Raw genomic sequence first — 21,679 nt, 5'->3', positions numbered from 1 at the left:
CAAGCCCATTCCCACAGTTGATCCGCGGTGTTGCTTAGAAGTGGTACTTGACCAGGAAGCTCGCGGTGTCCTGGTTGGTCTTGAACGCGCCGGAATCTTCAATCCCGTACTTGTTCTTCCAGTAGTCGTATTCGAAACCGACATACAGCTGCTTGTCGCCCCAATGCAGCGCTTTACCCAGGTCATATTTGACCTGTGGGTTGAAGTGCAGGTTGGCGTGGTAAGTGCCACGGGCGTTCTTGTCGTTGTCGGTCACCCAATCCATGAAGCCGTCGATCAGCACATCGGAGCTGCCGACAGGAATGGTGTACGACCACACCGGTGTGATCTGCCACACGCCGTCACCCGGGCGATTGCCTTCGGTCTGGCGCTGGTAGAAGTTCAACTGGAAGTAATCGAAACCCGGGATGTTCAAGTCAAAGCCAGGGCCGAGCAGGTACGACTCGTTATCGCCTTCGCCGAACTCGTAAGTGAAGGCCAGCAACACGTCTTTGATCGGGCCGAAAGACAGGTCCTTATCAAAGATCTTGCCGAACGACAGGCGTGGGCTGATCTCGCCGTAGTACGTACTTGGGCCGACGTTGCCGTCTTCCTTGCCGTTGTAAAAGATGCGGTCGACAAACAGGAAGTTGTCACCGTACTTCCACGCATCGGCGTGTTCGAACGTAACGGTTTGCTGGATCTGCGGGTTGACGGTAAAGCTCTTGCCCCACAGGTAGGTCAGGCTGTTGTTCTGCCACTGCAACAAGTCACCGGCCACGGCTTGGCCGCCGGCCAGCAGGGATCCTGCCAGCATCAGGCCTTTGAACATAGGTTTCATTCGGTGCTCCCGAGTTAAAGTTTTATGTTTTTTCTAAGCAAGCGCTCTGGTTCGGCGCCTTTGTAATCGCTGAAAAACTCGTCTGATTGGTCAGCTTTATAGCTACAGCAAAAGCCGCGCCAAGGCGGTGAAAACACCGTCGATTCAAGCGGGCGCGGAGAATACTGGCTCCCACGTCTGGGCTCAAGTGCGCCGTTACAGCGCGCACCGGGCGACAATGGGGCATGCGTCAGGAGTGGGCGTGTTCGACTGCCGGTCGTTCAGCGCCACCGAGGATGTTGAACAGCACATTCAGCGACAACGCGCTAAGGGTGGCCATGGCGATGCCACTGTGGGTGATCGGGCTCATCCACAACGGCAATTGGGCGAAAAACTCCGGGCGCACCACGGGAATCAGGCCCATGCCGATACTCACCGCCACCAGCAACTGGTTGCGACGGTCGGCGATATCGGCTTCCTGGAGGATCTTGATCCCCGTGGCCGCCACCATGCCGAACATGGCAATCGCCGCACCGCCGAGTACCGCCGGAGGAATCGACGCCACCAGGTATGCGGCTTTTGGTAGCAGGCTGAGTACGATCAGAAACACCCCGGCCATGATCGTTACCGAGCGGCAACGCACGCCGGTCATCTGCACCAGGCCGATGTTCTGGGCGAAGGAAGAGTGGGTAAAGGTGTTGAAGAAACCGGCAAAAAACGACGCGCCGGCATCACACAGCAGACCGCGGCGCAGCATCTTGGGCGTGACGTCCTGGCCGGTGATCTTGCCCAGCGCGAGGAACATCCCGGTGGACTCGACAAAGATGATCACCACCACCAGGCACATCGACAGAATCGGCGCCAATTCAAACGTGGGCATGCCGAAGTGCAGCGGCGTCACCACTTGTACCCACGGTGCCTGGGCCAGGCCGCTGAGGTCGACCATGCCGAGCATGCCGCACAGCACGTAGCCCAGGCCCATGCCGATCAGCACCGAGATATTCACCCAGAAACCGCGCATAAAACGGTTGATCAACAGGATGGTGCCCAGCACCAACGCGGCAATCGCCAGGTAGACCGGCGAGCCGAAGGTGGCCGCAGCACTGCCGCCGCCGGCCCAGTTAACGGCCACCGGGAACAGCGACAAACCGATAGCGGTGATCACGGTGCCGGTCACCAAGGGGGGAAAGAAGCGCACGACCTTGGACATAAACGGTGCGATCAGCATGCCGAAGAACCCGGCGGCGATGGTCGCGCCGAAGATCCCCTGCAACCCGATCCCCGGCATGCCGGCCATGGCGACCATGCTGCCGACGGCGGCGAAACTGGCGCCCATCATCACCGGCATGCGAATGCCCACCGGGCCGATGCCGAATGACTGCACCATGGTGGCGATACCTGCCACCAGCAGGTCGGCGTTGATCAGAAAGGCGATTTCTTCACGGCTAAGCCCGGCGGCCTGGCCAATAATCAGGGGCACGGCGACGGCGCCGCCGTACATCAGCAAGACGTGTTGCAGGCCTACCAGAATCAGTTGCAAGAGGGGCAGCCGCACCATGGCGGGCGCGGCAGGAATCTGCGGTTCGGCTAACTCGGACATGCAACACCTCGGATCTTTTTTATTTTTGTGTTGTTCGGCATTCAATTGCCGGGTGGAACTCTATCTTTAAAACACTGGAGATCCCTGTGGGAGGGGGCTTGCCCCCGATGGCGGTGCTTCAGTCACTGAAGCTTTGAATGACACACCGATATCGGGGGCAAGTCGAATCGTCGCACCGCCCCTCCCACATTTGGATCTATGTGAATCAGTTAGTTTGTGCGGGCCCCCTGATTGATCCAGGTCCCAATCAAATCCCGTTCCTGCTGGGTCATCTGGGTAATGTTGCCCAGCGGCATGATCTGGCTGGCCACGGCCTGCGCTTGAATACGCGCTGCCTGCTGCTGGATCTGCGCCGGGGTATCGAACATCACCCCCGCTGGAGCCGTGCTGAACAACGGGCTGGTGGGCTTGGCCGAGTGGCACACGGCGCAGCGTTCCTGGATCACCCCGTGCACCTTGTCGAAGTCAATCGAGGCTTGGGCCGGTGCCGGTTCAGCCGCTGGGGCCGCTGGTGCGGCAGGTTTCAAGCCACCGCCCAACGCCGTTTCCGGCAGCGGTTGGTACTCGATGGCCGCCGGAGCCTTGGCCACTTCGGCAACCGGCTTGGGACCGGTCACATACGCCAGGCTGATCATCGCCAACGCGCCCACCGGCAAGGTCCACGCATACTTTTGGCTGTCATGCCGGGTGTTGAAGTAGTGACGCACCAACACCGCCGCCACGGCGATACCCGCCAGGATCAGCCAGTTGTATTGGCTGCCGTAGGTGCTCGGGAAGTGGTTGCTGATCATGATGAACAGCACCGGCAAGGTGAAGTAGTTGTTGTGACGCGAACGCAGCAAGCCCTTGGCCGGCAGCGCCGGGTCCGGCGTGCGGTTCTCGGCAATCGCCGCCACCAGTGCGCGTTGCGCCGGCATGATGATGCGGAATACGTTACCCACCATGATCGTCCCGATCACCGCACCCACGTGCAGGTAGGCGCCACGGCCGCTGAACACTTTGCTGAAGCCATAGGCCGCCGCAATCAACAGCACAAACAGGATGAAACCCAGCAGGGCAGGGCGTTTGCCCAGGGCCGAGTCGCAGAGGAAGGAGTAGATGAACCAGCCGGCGAACAGTGAGCCGATGCCCAGCAATACGCCTTCGGTGCCGCTGAGGGTGCTGCCGGGGGCGAGCAGGTACAGCGTCGGGTTCCAGTAGAACACCACGCACAGCAGCGCGATGCCCGACATCCAGGTGAAATAGGCTTCCCATTTGAACCAGTGCAGGTTGTCCGGCATGGTCGGCGGGGCCAGTTTGTATTTTTCCAGGTGGTAGATACCGCCACCGTGGATTGCCCACAAGTCACCGGCCAGGCCGCTCTTGGGGTTGACGCGATTGAGGTTGTTTTCCAGCCAGACGAAGTAGAAAGAAGCGCCGATCCACGCGACGCCAGTGATCATGTGAACCCAGCGCACGCTCAGGTTCAGCCATTCCAACAGATGTGCTTCCACAGTCTTTACCTCTCGCCTGTCACCCTTGTTGTCGGGTGATCAGGCCTTCTCTTATTGGTGGGGGGCGAGGATCAACCGCTCATCCTCTTTGAAAAAATGCTCATCGCAGTTATTGCCTGTGCCACTGCGATCAACCACCAGGAAGTCATCCCGCTTTTCGATCGTCAGCACCGGGTGGTGCCAGACGCCGCGATGGTAATTAATGCCCTGCCTGCCGTTGGTGACGAAGGCGCGGACCAAGCCCGATACAGGTTCATCGCCAAGTGGCGCGACCACGATCAGAAAGGGGTTGCCGAGCAGCGGAATAAAAGCCTGGCTGCCCAGCGGGTGTCGTTCCAGCATGCACACGGTCAGCGGCATGTCCTGCGCGTCGGCGCGGAAGATGCTGATGATGGCGTGGTCTTCCGGCTGTGCGGTTTCGACCGTGGCCAATTTGTGAAAGCGCATGGTCGACCCGTTGTTGATCATGAAGTGATCGCTGCCGTCGGTTTCGATAACGTCTCCGAAGGGGGCGAAGGCTTCTTTGGTCAGGGGTTCGATCACTAGTGTGCGCATGGCTGTCTTCTTATCCGAATGCTGTTGTTGGTTGTGCTTTTGTGGCGAGGGAGCTTGCTCCCGCTGGAGTGCGAAGCGCTCCCAAGATTTTGGGGCCGCTACGCAGCCCAGCGGGAGCAAGCTCCCTCGCCACAAGGGTTTACTTGGCTACTTTGCCCAAGACGCGCAGGCGGCTCACACCGCCATCCGGGAACACATTCAGGCGGATGTGGGTAATCGGCCCCAGTGCCTTGATCTGCTCGGCGAAGGTGTGTTCAGCGTGCATCTCCAGTTTCTGCGCCGGCAACAGTTCGCGCCAGAACAGCGATTGGGTTTCGATCTGGCTGTCGGTGCCGCCTTTGACGAACGCGCCCTGGATCGAGCAGGTGTCTGGGTAGTTGCCCTTGAAGTGCAGGGTGTCGACGATGATCTTCTCGATCTCGCCTGGGTGGCCCAGGGCGACAATCACCCAGTCATTGCCTGGCGTGCGACGACGTGCGGTTTCCCAACCGTCGCCCATGTTGATGCCACGGCCCGGGTTGAGGATGTTGCTCATGCGACCGAAGTGTTCATCGGAGCACGCCAGGGCACGACCGCCGTTCAGGGCAGCCGCCAGATCGACTTGTTCGTTGTCGCCAATCGACGACCAGTCGCGGAACGGCACACCGTACACGCGCAGACGGGCCACGCCGCCATCCGGGTAGATGTTGAAGCGCAGGTGGCTGAACGCCTGGTCGTTGTTGATCTCGTGGTAGTGGTGGTTGTTGCCTTGCAGCTCGACGGCCGACAGCACTTCCACCCACTGGGTGTTTTCGTCAGGGTCGCCCGAGGCCAGGAAGCAGGCTTCCAGGGACGCCGACGGCGGGAAGTTGCCGGTGAAGAATGAAGTGTCGATGTCCACGCCTTTGATCGAACCGGGTACGCCCAGGCGGATCACCGCGCTGTCGTAACCTTCAAAGCGCTTGCGGCGCGACTCCCAGCCGTCCATCCACTTGCCGTTGTCATCGAAAACGCCCTCCTTCCACACGGCCGGGGTCGGCTGGAACAGGCGGTTGGCGTCGGCGAACCAGTCATCGGTCACCGAAAGGATCTTGGTGCCCAGGCGGGCGTCGGCCAGGTTGACGAACTTCTCGAAAGGTACGGCGTAAGCTTTCATTCTTCTTGTCTGCCTTGAATTGAGTGGCTTGGGATGCTCGCCCGGCCCTGGGCGTCATGAGCGCTCGGGCCAGGGTTGCTTTAAAGGGTCAGTAAACGGAACAACGCGATCTTGTTGATCTCGGCCAGTGCACATTTGAACTCGGCTTCCACCGAGTTGTGAATGCGCGTTTCGAACGCGGCCAGGATCTGATGCCGGTTGCTGCCTTTTACCGCCATGATGAAGGGAAACTTGAACTTGGCCTTGTAGGCGTCGTTCAGCTCGGTGAAGCGAGAAAACTCTTCGGCCGTGCATTGGTGAATACCGGCGCCAGCCTGTTCATTCGTGCTGGCTTCGGTCAGTTGCCCCTGGACGGCGGCTTTGCCGGCCAGGTCCGGGTGAGCGTTGATCAGGGCCAGTTGACTGGCATGATCAGCGCTCAACAGGATGTCGCTCATGCGCTGGTGCAGGGTTTCGATCTCGTCGATCGAAGCGTCCTGGCCCAGGTCGAAGGCCTTTTCGGCCACCCATGGCGAATGTTCGTAGATGTCGGCGAAGGCCTGGACGAAAGCGTCGCGGCTCAACGTCGAAGGTTTCAGGGTTTGGAACGCAGTCATTTCGCCGCTCCCTTGAAGGGGTGGGTTTCATGCCAGTGACGGGCAATGTCGACACGGCGGGTGAACCACACGTGTTCGTGTCCTTTGACGTATTCGATAAAACGCTTCAACGAGGCCAGGCGTGCAGGGCGGCCGATCAGGCGGCAGTGCAAGCCGATGGAGAGCATTTTCGGCGCCTCGGCGCCTTCGGCGTAGAGCACGTCGAACGCGTCTTTGAGGTATTCGAAGAAGTCATCGCCCTTGTTGAACCCCTGCACCTGGGTGAAGCGCATGTCGTTGGTGTCCAGGGTGTAGGGGATCACCAAATGCGGCTTGCCGGTGGGGTTGTTGGGCTCCCAGTAGGGCAGGTCGTCGTCGTAGGTGTCGCAGTCGTAGAGAAAGCCGCCTTCCTCCATCACCAGCCGCCGGGTGTTGGGGCCGGTGCGACCGGTGTACCAGCCCACTGGGCGTTCGCCGGTCAGTTCGGTAAGGATGCGGATCGCTTCGAGCATATGCTCGCGCTCCTGGGCCTCGTCCATGTATTGGTAGTCGATCCAGCGGTAGCCGTGGCTGCAGATCTCATGGCCGGCCTCGACCATGGCGCGGATCACATCCGGGTGACGCTGGGCGGCCATGGCCACGGCGAAGATGGTCAGCGGGATGTCGAATTCCTTGAACAACTTGAGGATGCGCCACACGCCGGCACGGCTGCCGTATTCGTACAGCGACTCCATGCTCATGTTGCGGGCGCCTTGCAGTGGCTGGGCCGAAACCATTTCCGAAAGGAACGCCTCCGACTCTTTGTCACCGTGCAAGATGTTGCGCTCACCCCCTTCTTCGTAGTTGAGTACGAAAGACAGCGCAATGCGCGCCTTGCCCGGCCAGTGGGGGTGAGGAGGGTTACTGCCGTAACCGATCAGGTCGCGTGGGTAGTCAGCGCTCACTGCAGTCTTCCTTCTTGTTCGTCGTGTTAGCGATGAGTGATTGTATACAACTTATCGTCGACTTTGTAAGCCTACATTTCTGCATTTTTTCGGCAAGGCTCTGGGTAAATGTCTTGCAAGAAACCTGCCCAACCGGTCAGCTAAAACAAAAAAGCTCTCCTGTAGGAGCGAGCTTGCTCGCGAAAAACTCAAGGTCGCTACCGTTCATCCTGGAAGCCCGCGTCATCGTTGGCGTTTTTCGCGAGCAAGCTCGCTCCTACAGGGGAATACTGACCTGTTGAATTTATTGTGTACAATTTTTTTAAAAAGTGTCTTAATCAGCCATCGCCGGCTTTTTCATTGCCCTGAAAAGGTGCGGATCTCTTTTCTACTGACTTCAGGAGGCGCGTAGACGCCATGGGACGTTTGACCACACACGTTTTGGACGCCGCACACGGTTGCCCCGGTAGCGCGATCAAGGTCGAGCTGTATCGCGTCGAAGGTGCGCAACTGGAACTGGTTGCCACCACGCTGACCAACAGCGATGGCCGCTGCGACGCACCGCTGTTGCAAGGTGATGACTACCGCAGCGGCGTGTACCAGTTGCAATTCAGCGCCGGCGACTACTACCGCGCCCGTGGCGTGCAATTGCCGGAACCTGCGTTTCTCGACGTGGTAGTACTGCGCTTCGGCATCAGTGCCGAACAGGATCACTACCATGTGCCCCTGCTGATTTCGCCCTACAGCTACTCCACCTATCGCGGTAGCTAGCGTCACCTCGCTTCATACCCCCAAAGCTCTTCGTTGGTTTTTCGCCCGCCCACACTGCGGGCTTTTTTTCGCCTGGCGCACGGGCCAAGTATGTAACGCACGGCCATAAGCCGCTGTGCCTAGGCTCGGTTTTTCACGTACAGAAGACCTTGCCATGCCCACCGATATTCCCGAGTCCGTCCAGGCGCAACTGACGCGGCGCCTCAATGCGGTTGCTCAACCCAGCCGGTTTATCAACCAACTCCACGCCGCCGAACTGCGGTGCGCCGAGTCGGTGAAGATCCTCAAGAGCCTGATCAACCGGGCGCCCACCGTCTTGCGGGTGATCCGTGCCGCCTTGCGTGAGGCGTTTGCGCACGACCCGGATGACCTGCTGTTCACCGAGCCTTTGCCGCCCCGAGCGGCGCAACAGGTGCACAGTCTCACTGAGCGGGCCTTGGCGCTGCTCAGCGACCCCTTTGTGGCGGCCAACACCAATCAGTTCACTGTGTTGAGTCTCAGGGGCGAGTCAACTGGCCGTTTGCCGTTTACGGCCCGTGAAGCCCTGGAGCGGGTGCGCGGACTGGATCTGTTGGGCCGCTTGGAGCGTGCCGTGAGCGGCTATTGGCAGCAATTGGCCCACGGTTCCTGGCTGACACGCCGCGAACGGTGGGTTGAGCAATACAAACGCGCGTTTGCCGAGAAAGCGTTCCTGGCTTTCGAGCAAGACCAATTGTCGGCGCCGGCGTTTGCCTTGCTCCAGCAGGTGATCGATGCACCCAGCGCCGAGTTACGCACAACGGCTGGTGGTGCCTGGACGGATGTGCAAGTCGCCGATGTGGTCTGGCCACGGATTGGGCAGACGGTGTTGCCGATTCCTGGCGGCCTGCATGTCTACCGCCATGGCGACGCACGGCAGGTCATCTACTTACCGGGGTTGGCGCAGGCGTTTTATGAATTTCGCAGCCTGGAGCGGTTGCGGTGCGATCTCCCCGCGTTGATCGGCGGCGAGTTATTCAACCTGCTTTGGCAATGTTTGCCCCTGCGACGACGCCATGAGGTGTGCGATGGCATCCAGCCCGGCGTTTTGGCGCAGGTCGGCCGTCGGTTAAACGGTGATGCCCTGCGTCACAGTGCGCTTGCAGTGGTGGAGGGGCAGTGGGACAACGAACTGGCCTGCGCCTTGTCGATCAACCACCAGAGCGTGAATGCGCCGGGGCAGACCACGACTGCGAAGGTCGAACTGGGCCGGTTCATGCGGGTGATCGAGCAAGGGCGCAAGCAACTGACCAGCGGCAGCGAACTGAGTGCGGCGCTGGACTGGCTGTTGGACTGGGATCATCGGCGCCGAGCCCATGAAATCACCTTTTCCAGCCTGGCAAGCGGGCTGGCGTTAAAGACCCGAGAGCGCACTCTCAAGCGTTGGGAGAAAGGTCTGGTGACTCTGCTGGATGTCACAGCGCCGGCGCTGGAGACCGAGGCTTACCGTCTGCTTATTGGATTGGAGCGGCAGTGGCGCACGCATGTGCAGGCGCTGCGTGACTACCTTCAAGTCCCGGACGAGCAACTGTTTCAAACCGCATTCTGGATGGAGCGCCCCACCGGCACGCGCACTCGCGCCACCCTGTTATTGACTGAGCAACACCAGGCGCTGATGTACGAAGCGCGCTTGCAACAGCGTGTGAAACTGATCGCTGAAGCGCCGTTGCGGCGCGTATTCGAGGTATTGGACACGCCTTTGGCCGCTGCGCGTGGCGATAGCGACACTCGGGTATTGCGAGTGGCTCTGGTGGGGGCCGACGAAGCGCGTTATCCGTTGATGGGAGCCTTTGTGGTGACCAGCGCCCGTGCCTTTGAACACCCGCGAGAAACACAACCTGTGGTGTTGGTGGTGACTGGCCAGCATGGCGGGCTGAGTGCTTTCACGCGTTTGCAGGCGTTGTCCGAAGGCCTGCTGGCCAGCCTGCGCGCGCCGGATGGGTCGTCCTTGTGGCAATGCATCGGGCGCGAGCACCGGCATGCTGCGCGCCTGGCATTGAAGTCCGGCGTTCGATTCGACTACACGCCGATGCTCGGTAACGTGTTGCATGACAGCTTTAAAGAACTGATCACTCATTACATTGGTCTTTACCAGCGTCTGGGCCACCACAAACGCCTGTTCAGTGAAGTGAGCGACCCCACCCTGGCCCGGCAGTGGCTGGCAACTGAATTGCGCCAACACCTGCAAGTTGCGACCCAGGATGGCCGTGAGCGGGCAATGGCCAATGTGCAATGGGTACGTCTGGCATTCGAGTCCGTACCCAAACTACCCGCCTGGCTGGCTACTGCTACCGCTGCCCGGCGTAAGGAATATCGGCGTCTGCAAACGCGTTACCTGGTCAACGCCCTCGCCCTGGAGGAGCGGCTCTGGCAAATCCTGCCTTCACTGGATCAGTTCGCTCGCGAGCTGTTGATCGGGAAGCTGACTACCGATGGTCTTTACGACGGGTTGGACATTGACACGCCATTTATTGAGTTCCCCGATGATGTCGCCAAATACGTCTGTGGTTGGTCGAGCCAATGTGTGGTGGGTGACCGGCATGTCAAGACGGTAGTCAGCTCGCAACGCACTCAGTACAGCTTGCTTCAATTGGCGCTGCACAACCTGGATGCACAAGCGCCCTGGACCGAATGGCGGTTGAACCGGGCAACGTATCTGGTGCCGGAGTGGAAGGCGCGGCTCAATCCGCGTTACCTGATCACCACCTTGTCCGAGCTGGATATTGGCGGGCGCTATGACGGGCTGATCAAGAAAGCGTTTTATCCGACGCTGACTGACTCCGGCCTGACGCGTCGTGCGGTACGTCAACGAGCGCGCCTGCAGTTGTTTTCAGCGGTACAGGCGGGGCTCAGCGCGGTGGCTCAGAGCATCTTCAGCACGGCCATCGCCGCCACGCGAGCGAGTGAACTGGCGATGAATGGCCATCGTCTGCAACTGTGCATGCTGCGCCTGCGTGGCCATACCCTTGAGCACGACCGGCATATCACCGGGGTACTGCTGATTTATGATGAAGTCAGCCAGCGATGTGTGTGGTATTGGCCTGGCGCGCTGGGCTATCCGCCCATCAGTGAGTACGTGAGCTGGGCCGAGGCAAAGACCGAGGTGAACCGGGCCTGGGCCCAGTCGCAGCCGCTCAGGGTGTTGGCCCAGCACGTGGCGCCTGGCTGGGAAACCGAGGCGCTGGCCGGCTATCCCGGCGCGCCTGCCAGCGTTTCACCGGCGGTGGATTCGGCGGGGTTTTGGAGGCGTTTGATCATTCACAATCACGGCATTCTCGATGTTAAGGAAGGCATTGCCCGGGTTATCCGTTGGTTCAAAGTCAAACACCGCATCGCCGCGACCTCCCTGGAAGCCATCGAAGTACAGCTTCAAGAACAAATAGACGCCGAGCCCGCGGCCTGGCTGGATATCATCGCCACCGCCCATACCGATGCTGCGTCATTGCTGGCCCATGCTCATGTCCTGGATATCCAGCGCCGCAGCCAGGGGCAGTCCAATTCGGCCAAATTGCTGGCGATCTACCGTGACCAGCGGTTGGGCGACCAATACGACGCCACGATTCGTGGCTTGTTGTCCTTCGTTCCGGTGGTCGGGTTGGGCATCAGCTTGATCGAGGTGCTGATTGCCGCCAAGCGTTATCACCACAGCCAGGATCCACACGATGCGGTGGATCTGGGGTTCGTGACGTTCATGGCCTTTATTGATGTGCTGACCAGCTTTGCACCGACGCCCAAAGGTGGAGCAGTGGCGCGGTCTTCGGTACGGGGCGCGCTGAGCTCGGTGCATCGTCGCGCGGCGTTGGCAAGTAGGGCTGTTCCACCGTTGAAGACGTCGCCCGTCAAGGTTCTGGAGCATTTGCGCATGGACCGCAACACGGGGGGCGCCGTGGCATTACAGGGGCCCGGCAATAGAGGCAGTTTCGTGAAAAACGGCGAGCAGTTCGTCACAGATGGTCGTTATCAATATGCGGTGTATCGGCGAGAAAACGAGCAAGTCCTGCGCCTGAAAAACCCTCGTGAAGCCGGTGAGAATGAATTGATCCTGCATATTGAAGAGCCCAGGGAGTGGTTGTTGGGGGCGGACGCGCCAGAGCCGCAGCCAGGGCCAAGTACGTTGCGGCCCTGGACGTCTGTGGGGGATGACGTGCCGACCACGAGCGTGAGTACGAGTACAGAGTGGGCGCCTCCCTCACTGCAAGCACTGGATAGCGCACTGCGTCAGACACCGCCGCCCCCCAGCACATGGCAAGGTTGGGGATACCGCACAAATACGCCGATGCTCGATGTGTTCCCTGCTTATGGCATCTATCGCGAATCCACCGCCGGGGGGCAGGGCCCGCATGTCGTCAAGCTCGGTCCCGATTACTACCGGCTGTTGCCCGAGGGTGGAAAGACAACTTACCAACGCACGGCTTTCATTATGAAAGCCCAAGCGCTGCGCACGCTGGCTTCAGACGATGTGGACAATTGGTTGGGCGCAGGCTGGGCTGACCAACCGGTGCCGGCGACACTCAACGCCAATGGTTTGTGGACACCCCACAGCGTGTTGTTCAACGAGCCGATGGAACGCTCGTTCGCGCGTATTTTTCCGGCGATGACCCCCCCCAGCAGGCGATTTGCAGGTCGGCGGCTGGTGGAATTGGCAGACGGCAGCCGCTCAGTCACGGCCACGCACCTGCTCACGCTTAGGGCAACGCTGGACCGCTGGAGCAACCCGGGAGGATTTGGAATAACCGATGATTTGTTGAGAATGCTGCGACCTGTACAACTGAGCAATCGCGCCAGTTTCAGCATCGGCATTGATGGTCTGTCGCCCGGTTTCACACGTATGGACTTCACCCCGCCGTTTGAGTTGAATGCCTCCCTCGCGGTGGCGAACCGTGCAAACAAGCGTTCACGGGCTGTCGCGAACCAGGCAGCGGTGCGCCACGTACTGGAACAACAAGGGTTCACCGTACAGGCCATCGGCAAGCAAGCCGGCGGTGTCGAGTTTGCGGATTTTTTCTGTACTCACCCCAACTCCAGCAACGGCTACTACGTTTGCACGCGTTGGCTGGCGGGTACCAATATTACCTTGGCGGCTAAACCCCATATCAAACTCTCTGATCGCTGGTTCGAGCGGGGGGCGTTGCGGCGCAGCCAATTCCCCATTTATCCGACCGTGATGCGCACCCTGAGGGAGGGGCGCTTGGTCAAGATCGTGGCTGGCATCCAGTGGGCCAGTGATGCGGGGCCCACGGTCTATATTGTCAAGGTCCAGTTCATCCCTTGAGCAGGGAAAGCGCACCGGCGCCGCTGAACAAGCCGGCGCTGACACGGTTGAACCAGCTCTGGCCCTTGCCGCTGCGCAGATACCGCGCAGCGCCATGGGCGCTCAAGCCGTAGGCCAGCTTGCACAGCAGGTCGAGTATGGTCCAGGTGGCGATCATGATCAGCAGTTGCGGCAAAAACGGCTGCTGGCTGCTGAGAAATTGCGGCAGGAAGGCAGCGAAGAACAGGATGTCCTTGGGGTTGCTGGCGCCCAACACAAAGGCGCGGCCAAACAATGCGCGAAAGCGTGGGACGGCTACCGCCTGCGGCACCACCGCGCCCTGGCTCGGCTGGCGCGATTGCACCCAACTCTGCCAGGCGAGGTAGAACAGGTACACCGCGCCGACGATCTTCAAGGCGCTGAACAGCTGCTCCGATGCCAGCAGCAAGGCGCCCAGGCCCAGGGCCGAGGCGCTCAACAGACAGATCGAGGCAAACACCCCACCGAGAAACGCTGGATACGAACGGCGCAGGCCGTAGTTGAGACTGTTGCTGATCATCAACAGTGACAGCGGCCCTGGGATCAGGATCACCACCAATGCCGCGCCGCTGAACAGTAGCCAGGTTTCCAGGTTCATCCGTTACTCCTTATAAGAATATGAATTTGGCGATAAAGATCGCGCACAGCACCCACAGGCTCGCCGAAATCTCGCGGTACTTGCCGGTGCCCGCCTTGAGCGCCACATAGGTGATAAAGCCCAGGGCGATGCCGTCGGCGACCGAGAAGGTCAGTGGCATCATGATTGCGGTCACGATGGCCGGAATGCTGTCGGTGGCTTCATCCCAATTGATATGGGCCATGCTCGCCATCATCAGCATCGCCACGTAGATCAGCGCGCCGGCGGTGGCGTAGGCTGGAATCATCCCGGCCAGTGGTGCGAAAAACATCGCGGCCACAAACAGCACGCCCACGGTTACGGCCGTTAACCCGGTGCGGCCACCTGCGGCCACGCCGGCAGCACTTTCCACATAGCTGGTCACGGGCGGCACGCCGACCATGGCACCGAACACGCTGGAAGCACTGTCGGCCTTCAAGGCGCGGGACAGGTTGTCGATCTTGCCGTCGGCATTCACCAGCCCCGCCCGTTGCGCGACGCCCATCAGTGTACCTGCAGTGTCGAACATGTGTACAAAAAGAAAGGCGAAAACAACACTTATCATGCTGATATTGAATACACCTTTCACGTCCATGGCCATCCAGGTCGGCGCCAGGCTGGGTGGAGTGGAGACCATGCCGTTGTAGTGCACCAGGTCCAGGCCCCAACCGGCGAGGGTGACCGCAATGATGCTGATCAGGATTGCACCGAATACGCGGTGATAGCTGAGGATCGCGATCAACAGGAAGCACACCGCCGCCAGCAATGGCGCCGGCTCGTGCAGCGAACCGAGCTTGATCAAGGTAGCCGGGCTGTCGACGATGATGCCGGCGGTTTTCAGGCCAATTACGCCGAGAAACAGCCCGACACCGGCGCCCATGGCGTGGCGCAGGCTCACGGGAATGCTGTTGAGCAACCATTCGCGCACGCGCGATAGCGTCAGGCCCATGAACAACACACCCGAGATAAACACCGCACCCAGCGCGGTTTCCCAGGTGTAGCCCATGGTGCCGACCACGGTGTAGGTAAAAAACGCATTCAAGCCCATACCCGGCGCCAGGCCCACCGGCCAGTTGGCGTACAGCCCCATCAACAGGCAACCCAATGCCGCGGCGATGCACGTAGCGACGAACGCCGCGCCGTGATCAATACCGGCATCGGCCATGATGTTGGGGTTGACGAAGATGATGTAGGCCATGGTGATAAAGGTGGTGAGGCCGGCGATCAGCTCGGTCTTCACTGTGGTGCCATGTGCGCTGAGCTTGAACAGGCGTTCTAGCCAGCTGTTATTGGGCGGGGCGATGTCCAGCGTAGGGGCGTCGGATTTGCGGCTATCCACAGCGAGTACTCCTCAAGAGTTTTATTGTTATTTCCAGCGCCGGTCACAAATGTGGGCAACAGCGCTTTGAGGTACTGGCGGGTTTTGTTGACCAATAGGTCAGGAACTCGCACGAGGCGAATTATGCTTTTGTATACAAAGAAAGCAAATAATGTTTTCGAATAGCCGGATGGAAGGCTAGTTCACGGCGCTCAATGCCTGATTAACGGCCAGCCATCCCGCCACCGCTTCTTCCCCGGCTTCACCGAAAGCGCGCTGTAACAGCTTCACTTGCTCGCGGCGCAGCGACTGCTCGAAACGCAGGCCTTCTTCGGTCAACGCCAGCAGGCGTTTACGCTTGTCGGTCTCGGACGCAACGCTGTTCACCAGGTGCATTTCCTGCAACTGGCGCAGAGGCATGTTCAGCGCTTGCTTGCTCACGCCGAGCAATTCCAGCAGTTCCTTCACGTTCAAGGCGGGGTAGCGCGCGATAAAAAACACGATGCGCTGGTGTACCCGGCTCAGTCCTCGGCGTTCGAGCATTTCGTCGGCCTTGGCGGTGAAGGCCTGGTAGCCGAAGAAGAACGCTTCCATGGCTTCTTGCTGGGCGGTCTGGTTTTTAAGGTCAAGCATATTGACGTATCCGTGCAAGTCGTCGTAATTTCGGTCAACCAGTTTGACGTATTTCCCACAGTCTTCGCTACCGGTGACCCCATGGCCTTCTCTGAACGTGTTACGCGCCTCAAAAGCTCCTTGATCCGTGAAATCCTCGCGGCCGCCCAGCGCCCGGAAGTGATGTCGTTTGCCGGTGGCCTGCCGGCCGAAGCCATGCTGCCGGCGCTGAACTGGGATGATATGCCGCTGAACATCGGCCAGTACGGCATGAGCGAAGGCGAGCCACAGCTGCGTGAGTTGCTCGCCGCCGAGGCCCGGGCCCTGGGCCTGGAGTGCCAGGCCAGCCAGGTGCTGGTGGTCAGTGGCTCGCAACAAACCCTGGACCTGGCGGCCAAGCTGTACATCGACAAAGGCACGCAGATCCTGCTGGAAGGCCCGACTTACCTGGCCGCGTTGCAGATCTTCCAACTGTTCGGCGCCGACTGCCTCACCGTGCAGTTGGAAGCCGACGGCCCGGACCTGGCCGCCTTGCGCGCCAACCTCGAACGCCATCGTCCGGCGTTCATCTACTTGATCCCGACGTTCCAGAACCCCTCGGCCGTGCGCTACAGCGAGGCCAAGCGCGAAGCCGTCGCCGCGCTGCTGGATGAGTTCGGCGTGACGCTGATCGAAGACGAACCCTACCGCGAGCTGACCTTCGATGGCGGCAGCGCCAAACCCATTGCCGGCCGCCTGAAAAAAGCCAGCTGGATCTACACCGGCACCGTGTCCAAAACCCTGCTGCCGGGCCTGCGCGTTGGCTACCTGATCGCCAGCCCGGATTTGTTCCCGCACCTGCTCAAGCTCAAGCAGTCGGCGGATCTGCACACCAACCGCGTCGGCCAATGGCAGGCGATGCAGTGGATTGGCACGGAGAAATACCAGCAGCACCTGGCCGAGCTGCGCAGCTTTTACCGCGACCGCCGCGATGCGTTCCAGTCTGCACTGGAGCGCCACTTCGCGGACCTGGCCGACTGGCAAGTGCCCCAGGGTGGATTATTCTTCTGGCTGACCTTGAAACAGCCACTGGACACCCGCACCTTGTTGGCGCAAGCGCTGGATCAGGATGTCGCGTTCATGCCCGGTGAACCGTTCTTTTCCGAGCCGGACCAGCACTTGGGTTCATTGCGGCTCAATTTCAGCCATATCGACCCGGCGCGTTTGGACGAAGGTCTCAAGCGCCTGGCCGCGGTAGTCCGTCAAGCACAGCACGCGCAAGCGGCATAAGGGGAGCCCCATGTACAAGGTTTATGGCGATTACAAGTCGGGCAACTGCTACAAGGTCAAATTGATGCTCAACCTGCTGGGCATTCCCTATCAATGGATCGACGTGGACATCCTCAAGGGTGACACCCAGACCGCCGAATTCCTGGCCAAGAACCCCAACGGCAAGATCCCGGTGCTGGAGCTGGAAGACGGCACCTGCCTGTGGGAATCCAACGCGATCCTCAACTTCCTCGCCGACGGCAGTGAGTTCCTGCCCAGCGAACCGCGCCTGCGCACCCAAGTGCTGCAATGGCAGTTCTTCGAGCAATACAGCCATGAGCCGTACATCGCGGTGGCGCGGTTTATCCAGTTCTACCTGAACATGCCCGAAGATCGTTTGGAGGAATACAAGACGTGCCATAAGCGTGGCTACAAAGCGCTGAAAGTCATGGAGCGCCAGCTACAGGCCACGCCGTATCTGGTGGGTGAGCAGTATTCGATTGCCGATATTGCGCTGTATGCCTATACCCATGTGGCGCATGAAGGTGGGTTTGATCTGGCACCGTATCCGGCGGTGCAGGCGTGGCTCCAGCGCGTGGCCAGCCATCCCAAGCATGTCCCGATGCTTGACTGTGGGAGGGGGCTTGCCCCCGATGGCGGTGTATCAGCCACCTAATCCGGTGGCTGACACTCCCTCATCGGGAGCAAGCTCCCTCCCACATTTAGCTCAGCGGTGCGTCAGATAATTCTGCGATCAGCAGGTCGAAACACCGCTGCGCCGCCGGGCTCAAGCCCATCCCGCTACGACTGATCAACCCAATCTCCCGGTTCACCCCAGGGTGATCGATAGTAATCCGCTTCAACCCCTCCAGACTGTCCGCCGCCGACTCCGGCAACACACTGATCCCCAGCCCCTGGCGCACCAACGCTAACACCGTCGACATGTAATTCGCCTCCATCCCCGCATGCATCATCAGCCGCGTTTCATCAAACAGCGCATCCACCTGCTCCCGCACACTGCTGTCGCGCCCGGTGAGGATGATCGGTTGGTCGGCCAACTGTTCCAGGGTCAATTGGCGATGGCGGGCGAGGGGATGGCCCAGGGGCACAAATGCGCATAACCGGTCATTCAGCACCGGCACAAACTCCAGCCCATGGCTGAGCCGCGCCCGCACACCAATGCCGAAATCCACTTCGCCGGAACGCACTTGGGCATGAATGCGATGGGCCACCAGGTCATGCAGGCGCACTTCAATCCCGGCAAAACGTTCACGAAACAGGCGCAACACCGGCGGCAGCGTGCCGGCACACACCGAGGGCAGGGCGGCGATGGTCACTACGCCGCGGCGCAACGCCGCGAGATCGCGGGAGCCGGTGACGATGTTGTCCAGGTCCAGCAGCAGTTTTTCCATCGGACCACGGGCATCCTGGCCAGCGGCGGTAATGCTGACGTGGCGCGGGCTGCGGTCGAGCAAGGCAACGCCGAGCCAGTCTTCCAGTTGTTGCACCTGCACCGTCAGGGCCGAAGGTGACAGGTGCAACTCACTGGCGGCCTTGGTGAAACTGCCTGTGCGCGCCACGGCGAGGAACGCCTGAATGTGTTGGATGCTGTTCTTCATTTTGTTTTTCCGAACACTAGCTGGTGAATATTCCAATTTACAAAGACTAACCCGCTTCCAATACTCCGGGGAAAACAATAACCGGCCACCAAGGCCGCTCTGGAGTAACCCATGCTCGCTACCCTGGGTGTCATCACCATCCTGTGCCTGCTCGCTGCCGTCATGAGCAAACGCCTCTCGCCACTGGTGGCCCTGATCGCCCTGCCGATCATCGCCGCGCTGATCGGCGGGTTCGGCCTGCAAACCAGTGCCTTCATCATTACCGGTATCAAGAACGTCGCCCCCGTGGTGGGCATGTTTGTCTTTGCGATTCTGTTTTTCGGGATCATGACCGACGCCGGCATGCTCGACCCCATCATTGATCGAATCCTGCGCACAGTAGGGACGCGTCCTACACGAATTGTCGTAGGCACCGCGACCCTGGCGTTGCTGGTGCACTTGGACGGTTCCGGCGCGGTGACCTTCCTGGTCACGGTGCCGGCGATGCTGCCGCTGTATACACGGCTGGGCATCGACAAACGCATCCTTGCCTGTGTCTGCGCGATGGCCGCCGGGGTCAACTTCCTGCCGTGGACCGGCCCCGTGCTGCGTTCGTCGGCCGCCTTGCATGTGCCGGTGGCGGATCTTTTCCAGCCGCTGATCCCGGTGCAGATCGTCGGCCTGATCTTTGTGTTCGCCTGCGCCTGGTGGCTCGGCCGTCGCGAAGAAAAACGCCTCGGCCTGGGTGCCGGGTCAACTGTAGATGCGGTGCCGCAGCGCGTGCTCAGCGATGACGACATCAAGTTGCGCCGCCCGCGCCTGTTCTGGGTCAACCTGGTGCTGACCGTGCTGGTGATGGTGGTGATGATCGCCGGCTGGGTCGACCCGGTGGTGATGTTCATGCTCGGCACCGTGGTTGCGCTGTGCATCAACTACCCGAATGTGGACGCCCAACGCGCTCGCATCGATGCTCACGCCAAAACCGCCCTGACCATGGCCAGTATCCTGCTCGCCGCCGGGGTGTTCACCGGCATCATGCAGGGCACCGGCATGCTCAAGGCGATCGCCGAAGTGGCAGTGGCACAGATTCCAGCCGGCCACGGCAAGTTGATCCCGGCGGTGGTGGGCTTCCTGTCCATGCCACTGAGCATGCTGTTCGACCCCGATTCCTACTATTTCGGCGTGATGCCGGTGATCGCCGAAGTCGGCAAGGCCTTGGGCGTCGACCCCCTGCAAGTGGCCCAGGCCTCGCTGTTGGGCGTGCACACCACCGGTTTCCCGGTCAGCCCGCTGACCCCCGCGACCTTCCTGTTGGTGGGCCTGTGCAAGATCGAACTCGCCGATCACCAGCGCTTCACCATTCCGTTTCTGTTTGCCGCGTCGGTGTTGATGACCCTGACCGCGTTGCTCCTGGGAGTGATTTGAGATGAAAACCTTGCGCATCGGTTCCGGCGCCGGCTATTCCGGTGACCGTATTGAACCTGCCGTCGAGTTGGCCGAGCAGGGCAACCTGGATTACCTGGTGTTCGAATGCCTGGCTGAACGCACGATTGCCCTGGCGCAACAGGCGCGAATCAACGATCCACAGGGCGGCTACGACCCGCTGTTGAGTGAGCGCATGCGCCGCGTGTTGCCATTTGTCGGCGCGCAGAACGCGCGGCGATTGCGCGTGATCACCAATATGGGCGCGGCCAATCCGGTATCGGCGGCCAATGAAGTGCGACGCATCGCCAGCGAGTTGGGCCTGGCGCTCAAGGTGGTTGCTGTGATCGGCGATGACGTGCTGGACGTGTTGCAGCCCGAGTTTTTGTTGGATAACGGCCAAACCGTTGGGAGCTTGGGGGATCGACTGATCTCCGCAAATGCCTACCTGGGCGTTGATGGCATCCTCGACGCCTTGCGCGCCGACGCCGATGTGGTGATCACCGGGCGCGTGGCCGACCCTTCGCTGTTCCTCGCGCCGCAGATGTTCGAGTTCGGCTGGGCGGCCGACGACTGGCAGCGCTTGGGGCGCGGCACATTGGTGGGGCATTTGCTTGAATGTGCCGGCCAGGTCAGTGGTGGGTATTTTGCCGATCCGGGTTTCAAGGATGTGGAGGATCTGGCACGGCTGGGATTTCCGCTGGCCGAGATCGATGCCGATGGTGAGGCGGTGATCACTAAAGTGGCGGGCTCGGGCGGGCGGGTCAGCCGCGCCACGTGCACCGAGCAGTTGATTTATGAAGTACACGACCCTGCTGCGTATTTGACGCCGGATGTGACGGCCGATTTTTCCCAAGCGGAATTTGTCGAAGAGGGGGTTGATCGCGTTCGCGCCCAGGGTGCCGGCGGCGATGCGCGACCAGAGCAATTGAAAGTCAGCGTCGGCTATCTGGACGGTTGGATTGGCGAAGGGCAGATGTCCTACGGTGGCCCCGGTGCTGTCGCACGGGCACAGTTGGCGCGGGATGTGGTCCTCAAACGCCTGGAACTGATGGGCGTGAAGATGCAGGACGTGCGTGCTGAATTGATCGGTATGGATTCGCTCCACGGTCCACGCAGTAACGTTGAACCGTGGGAAGTGCGCCTGCGTGTGGCCGCCCGTTGTGAAGATCGGGTTGATGCGGTGCGGATCGGCAACGAGGTGGAAACGCTCTACACCAACGGCCCGTCCGGCGGCGGTGGTGCCAGTAAAAGTGTGCGTCAGGTGGTGGCGGTGGCGTCGTTGTTGCTGCCGCGTAGCCAGGTTAACCCGAGGATCGAAGTATGAAATTGCAGATGCTGGCTCATTCCCGCACCGGGGATAAGGGCGATACCTCGAACATTTCGATCATTGCGTATCGGGCTGAGGATTATCCGTTGTTGTGTGAACAACTGACGGCTGAGCGCGTCGCCGAATACTTTGCCGGTTTGCGGGATCCTGATGCAGCACCGGTGCGGCGTTATGAACTGCCGAACGTGCAGGCGCTGAACTTTGTGTTGCCGGGGATTTTGCGGGGCGGGGTGACCCGTTCGCTGGCGCTGGATGCCCATGGCAAATGCCTGGGCTCGGCACTGCTTGATCTCGATTTGACAATAAAGAGCTGAAATGTGGGAGGGGGCAAGCCCTAATGCCTGTCAGTTAAGGACACAGCAGATGAGCGGCTTTC

The 21,679-nt window shown here is 60.4% G+C and carries 18 protein-coding genes; 7 read left to right on the top strand and 11 right to left on the bottom strand.

The annotated features are described in order from the left end of the window. Window positions 1–34 precede the first annotated feature (34 nt). The 7 genes from DYL61_RS26220 to puuE all read right to left on the bottom strand — a co-directional run bounded on the left by DYL61_RS26220 (window position 35) and on the right by puuE (window position 7,101). Complete coding sequence (locus DYL61_RS26220; protein ID WP_105694923.1) at window positions 35–820, bottom strand: outer membrane protein OmpK; 786 nt, start codon at window positions 818–820, stop codon at window positions 35–37. A gap of 229 nt (window positions 821–1,049) precedes the next feature. Beyond that, on the bottom strand, window positions 1,050–2,399 hold the full coding sequence (locus DYL61_RS26215; RefSeq protein WP_135310752.1) for a nucleobase:cation symporter-2 family protein: 1,350 nt from the start codon (window positions 2,397–2,399) through the stop codon (window positions 1,050–1,052). A 209-nt stretch (window positions 2,400–2,608) separates the two neighbouring features. Beyond that, window positions 2,609–3,892 carry a urate hydroxylase PuuD gene (locus DYL61_RS26210; protein ID WP_135310751.1) on the bottom strand — a complete coding sequence of 428 codons (1,284 nt, stop codon included), beginning with the start codon at window positions 3,890–3,892 and terminating at the stop codon, window positions 2,609–2,611. 51 nt (window positions 3,893–3,943) lie between these two features. Then, window positions 3,944–4,447 carry an ureidoglycolate lyase gene (locus DYL61_RS26205; protein ID WP_105523190.1) on the bottom strand — a complete coding sequence of 168 codons (504 nt, stop codon included), beginning with the start codon at window positions 4,445–4,447 and terminating at the stop codon, window positions 3,944–3,946. A gap of 139 nt (window positions 4,448–4,586) precedes the next feature. Beyond that, entirely contained in the window at window positions 4,587–5,582 is a 996-nt protein-coding gene (gene alc / locus DYL61_RS26200; RefSeq protein ID WP_105694927.1) for an allantoicase, read from the bottom strand. Between the two features lie 80 nt (window positions 5,583–5,662). Further along, window positions 5,663–6,178: a 2-oxo-4-hydroxy-4-carboxy-5-ureidoimidazoline decarboxylase gene (gene uraD / locus DYL61_RS26195; protein WP_135310750.1), complete on the bottom strand. Its 516-nt coding sequence runs from the start codon at window positions 6,176–6,178 to the stop codon at window positions 5,663–5,665. Then, window positions 6,175–7,101, bottom strand: coding sequence for an allantoinase PuuE (gene puuE, locus DYL61_RS26190; protein ID WP_135310749.1), 927 nt, complete (start codon window positions 7,099–7,101; stop codon window positions 6,175–6,177). The genes uraD and puuE overlap by 4 nt, the downstream gene beginning before the upstream one ends. Before the next feature lie 396 nt (window positions 7,102–7,497). Between puuE and uraH the strand changes: the two genes are divergently transcribed. Together uraH and DYL61_RS26180 are read left to right on the top strand one after the other, a co-directional pair. Then, entirely contained in the window at window positions 7,498–7,851 is a 354-nt protein-coding gene (gene uraH / locus DYL61_RS26185; protein WP_038847464.1) for a hydroxyisourate hydrolase, read from the top strand. 154 nt (window positions 7,852–8,005) lie between these two features. Further along, on the top strand, window positions 8,006–13,141 hold the full coding sequence (locus tag DYL61_RS26180) for a dermonecrotic toxin domain-containing protein (protein WP_135310748.1): 5,136 nt from the start codon (window positions 8,006–8,008) through the stop codon (window positions 13,139–13,141). Here DYL61_RS26180 and DYL61_RS26175 read toward each other — a convergent pair. From DYL61_RS26175 to DYL61_RS26165, 3 genes are all read right to left on the bottom strand, one after another. Then, complete coding sequence (locus DYL61_RS26175) at window positions 13,131–13,757, bottom strand: LysE family translocator (RefSeq protein WP_135310747.1); 627 nt, start codon at window positions 13,755–13,757, stop codon at window positions 13,131–13,133. The genes DYL61_RS26180 and DYL61_RS26175 overlap by 11 nt on opposite strands. 10 nt (window positions 13,758–13,767) lie before the next feature. Next, window positions 13,768–15,114 (bottom strand): NCS2 family permease, encoded by a 1,347-nt coding sequence (locus DYL61_RS26170; RefSeq protein WP_135310746.1) that lies wholly within the window; start codon window positions 15,112–15,114, stop codon window positions 13,768–13,770. 177 nt (window positions 15,115–15,291) lie between these two features. After that, entirely contained in the window at window positions 15,292–15,726 is a 435-nt protein-coding gene (locus tag DYL61_RS26165) for a MarR family winged helix-turn-helix transcriptional regulator (protein ID WP_135310745.1), read from the bottom strand. Window positions 15,727–15,807: 81 nt separating this feature from the next. Between DYL61_RS26165 and DYL61_RS26160 the strand changes: the two genes are divergently transcribed. Next, on the top strand, window positions 15,808–16,974 hold the full coding sequence (locus DYL61_RS26160) for an aminotransferase-like domain-containing protein (protein WP_135310744.1): 1,167 nt from the start codon (window positions 15,808–15,810) through the stop codon (window positions 16,972–16,974). Window positions 16,975–16,984: 10 nt separating this feature from the next. Continuing rightward, entirely contained in the window at window positions 16,985–17,629 is a 645-nt protein-coding gene (locus DYL61_RS26155; RefSeq protein ID WP_135310743.1) for a glutathione S-transferase family protein, read from the top strand. Between the two features lie 46 nt (window positions 17,630–17,675). Here the strand turns inward: DYL61_RS26155 and DYL61_RS26150 are convergent, their stop codons facing one another. Further along, on the bottom strand, window positions 17,676–18,572 hold the full coding sequence (locus tag DYL61_RS26150; RefSeq protein WP_135310742.1) for a LysR family transcriptional regulator: 897 nt from the start codon (window positions 18,570–18,572) through the stop codon (window positions 17,676–17,678). A 111-nt stretch (window positions 18,573–18,683) separates the two neighbouring features. Here DYL61_RS26150 and DYL61_RS26145 point away from each other — a divergent pair, with 111 nt between their 5' ends. The 3 genes from DYL61_RS26145 to DYL61_RS26135 are packed head-to-tail and all read left to right on the top strand — an operon-like array spanning window position 18,684 to window position 21,617. After that, complete coding sequence (locus tag DYL61_RS26145) at window positions 18,684–19,976, top strand: CitMHS family transporter (protein ID WP_135310741.1); 1,293 nt, start codon at window positions 18,684–18,686, stop codon at window positions 19,974–19,976. 1 nt (window position 19,977) lies between these two features. Beyond that, a complete protein-coding gene (locus DYL61_RS26140; protein ID WP_135310740.1) occupies window positions 19,978–21,300 on the top strand; it encodes an acyclic terpene utilization AtuA family protein in 1,323 nt (440 codons plus the stop codon). Next, window positions 21,297–21,617, top strand: coding sequence for an AtuA-related protein (locus tag DYL61_RS26135; RefSeq protein ID WP_135310739.1), 321 nt, complete (start codon window positions 21,297–21,299; stop codon window positions 21,615–21,617). Before DYL61_RS26140 ends, DYL61_RS26135 begins: the two co-directional genes overlap by 4 nt. Window positions 21,618–21,679 lie beyond the last annotated feature (62 nt).

This window comes from Pseudomonas nabeulensis, from assembly GCF_004682045.1.
Classification (GTDB): Bacteria; Pseudomonadota; Gammaproteobacteria; order Pseudomonadales; family Pseudomonadaceae; genus Aquipseudomonas; species Aquipseudomonas nabeulensis.
Note: the sequence above shows the minus strand (reverse complement) of the source record. Positions and strands in the feature narration are given on the sequence as shown.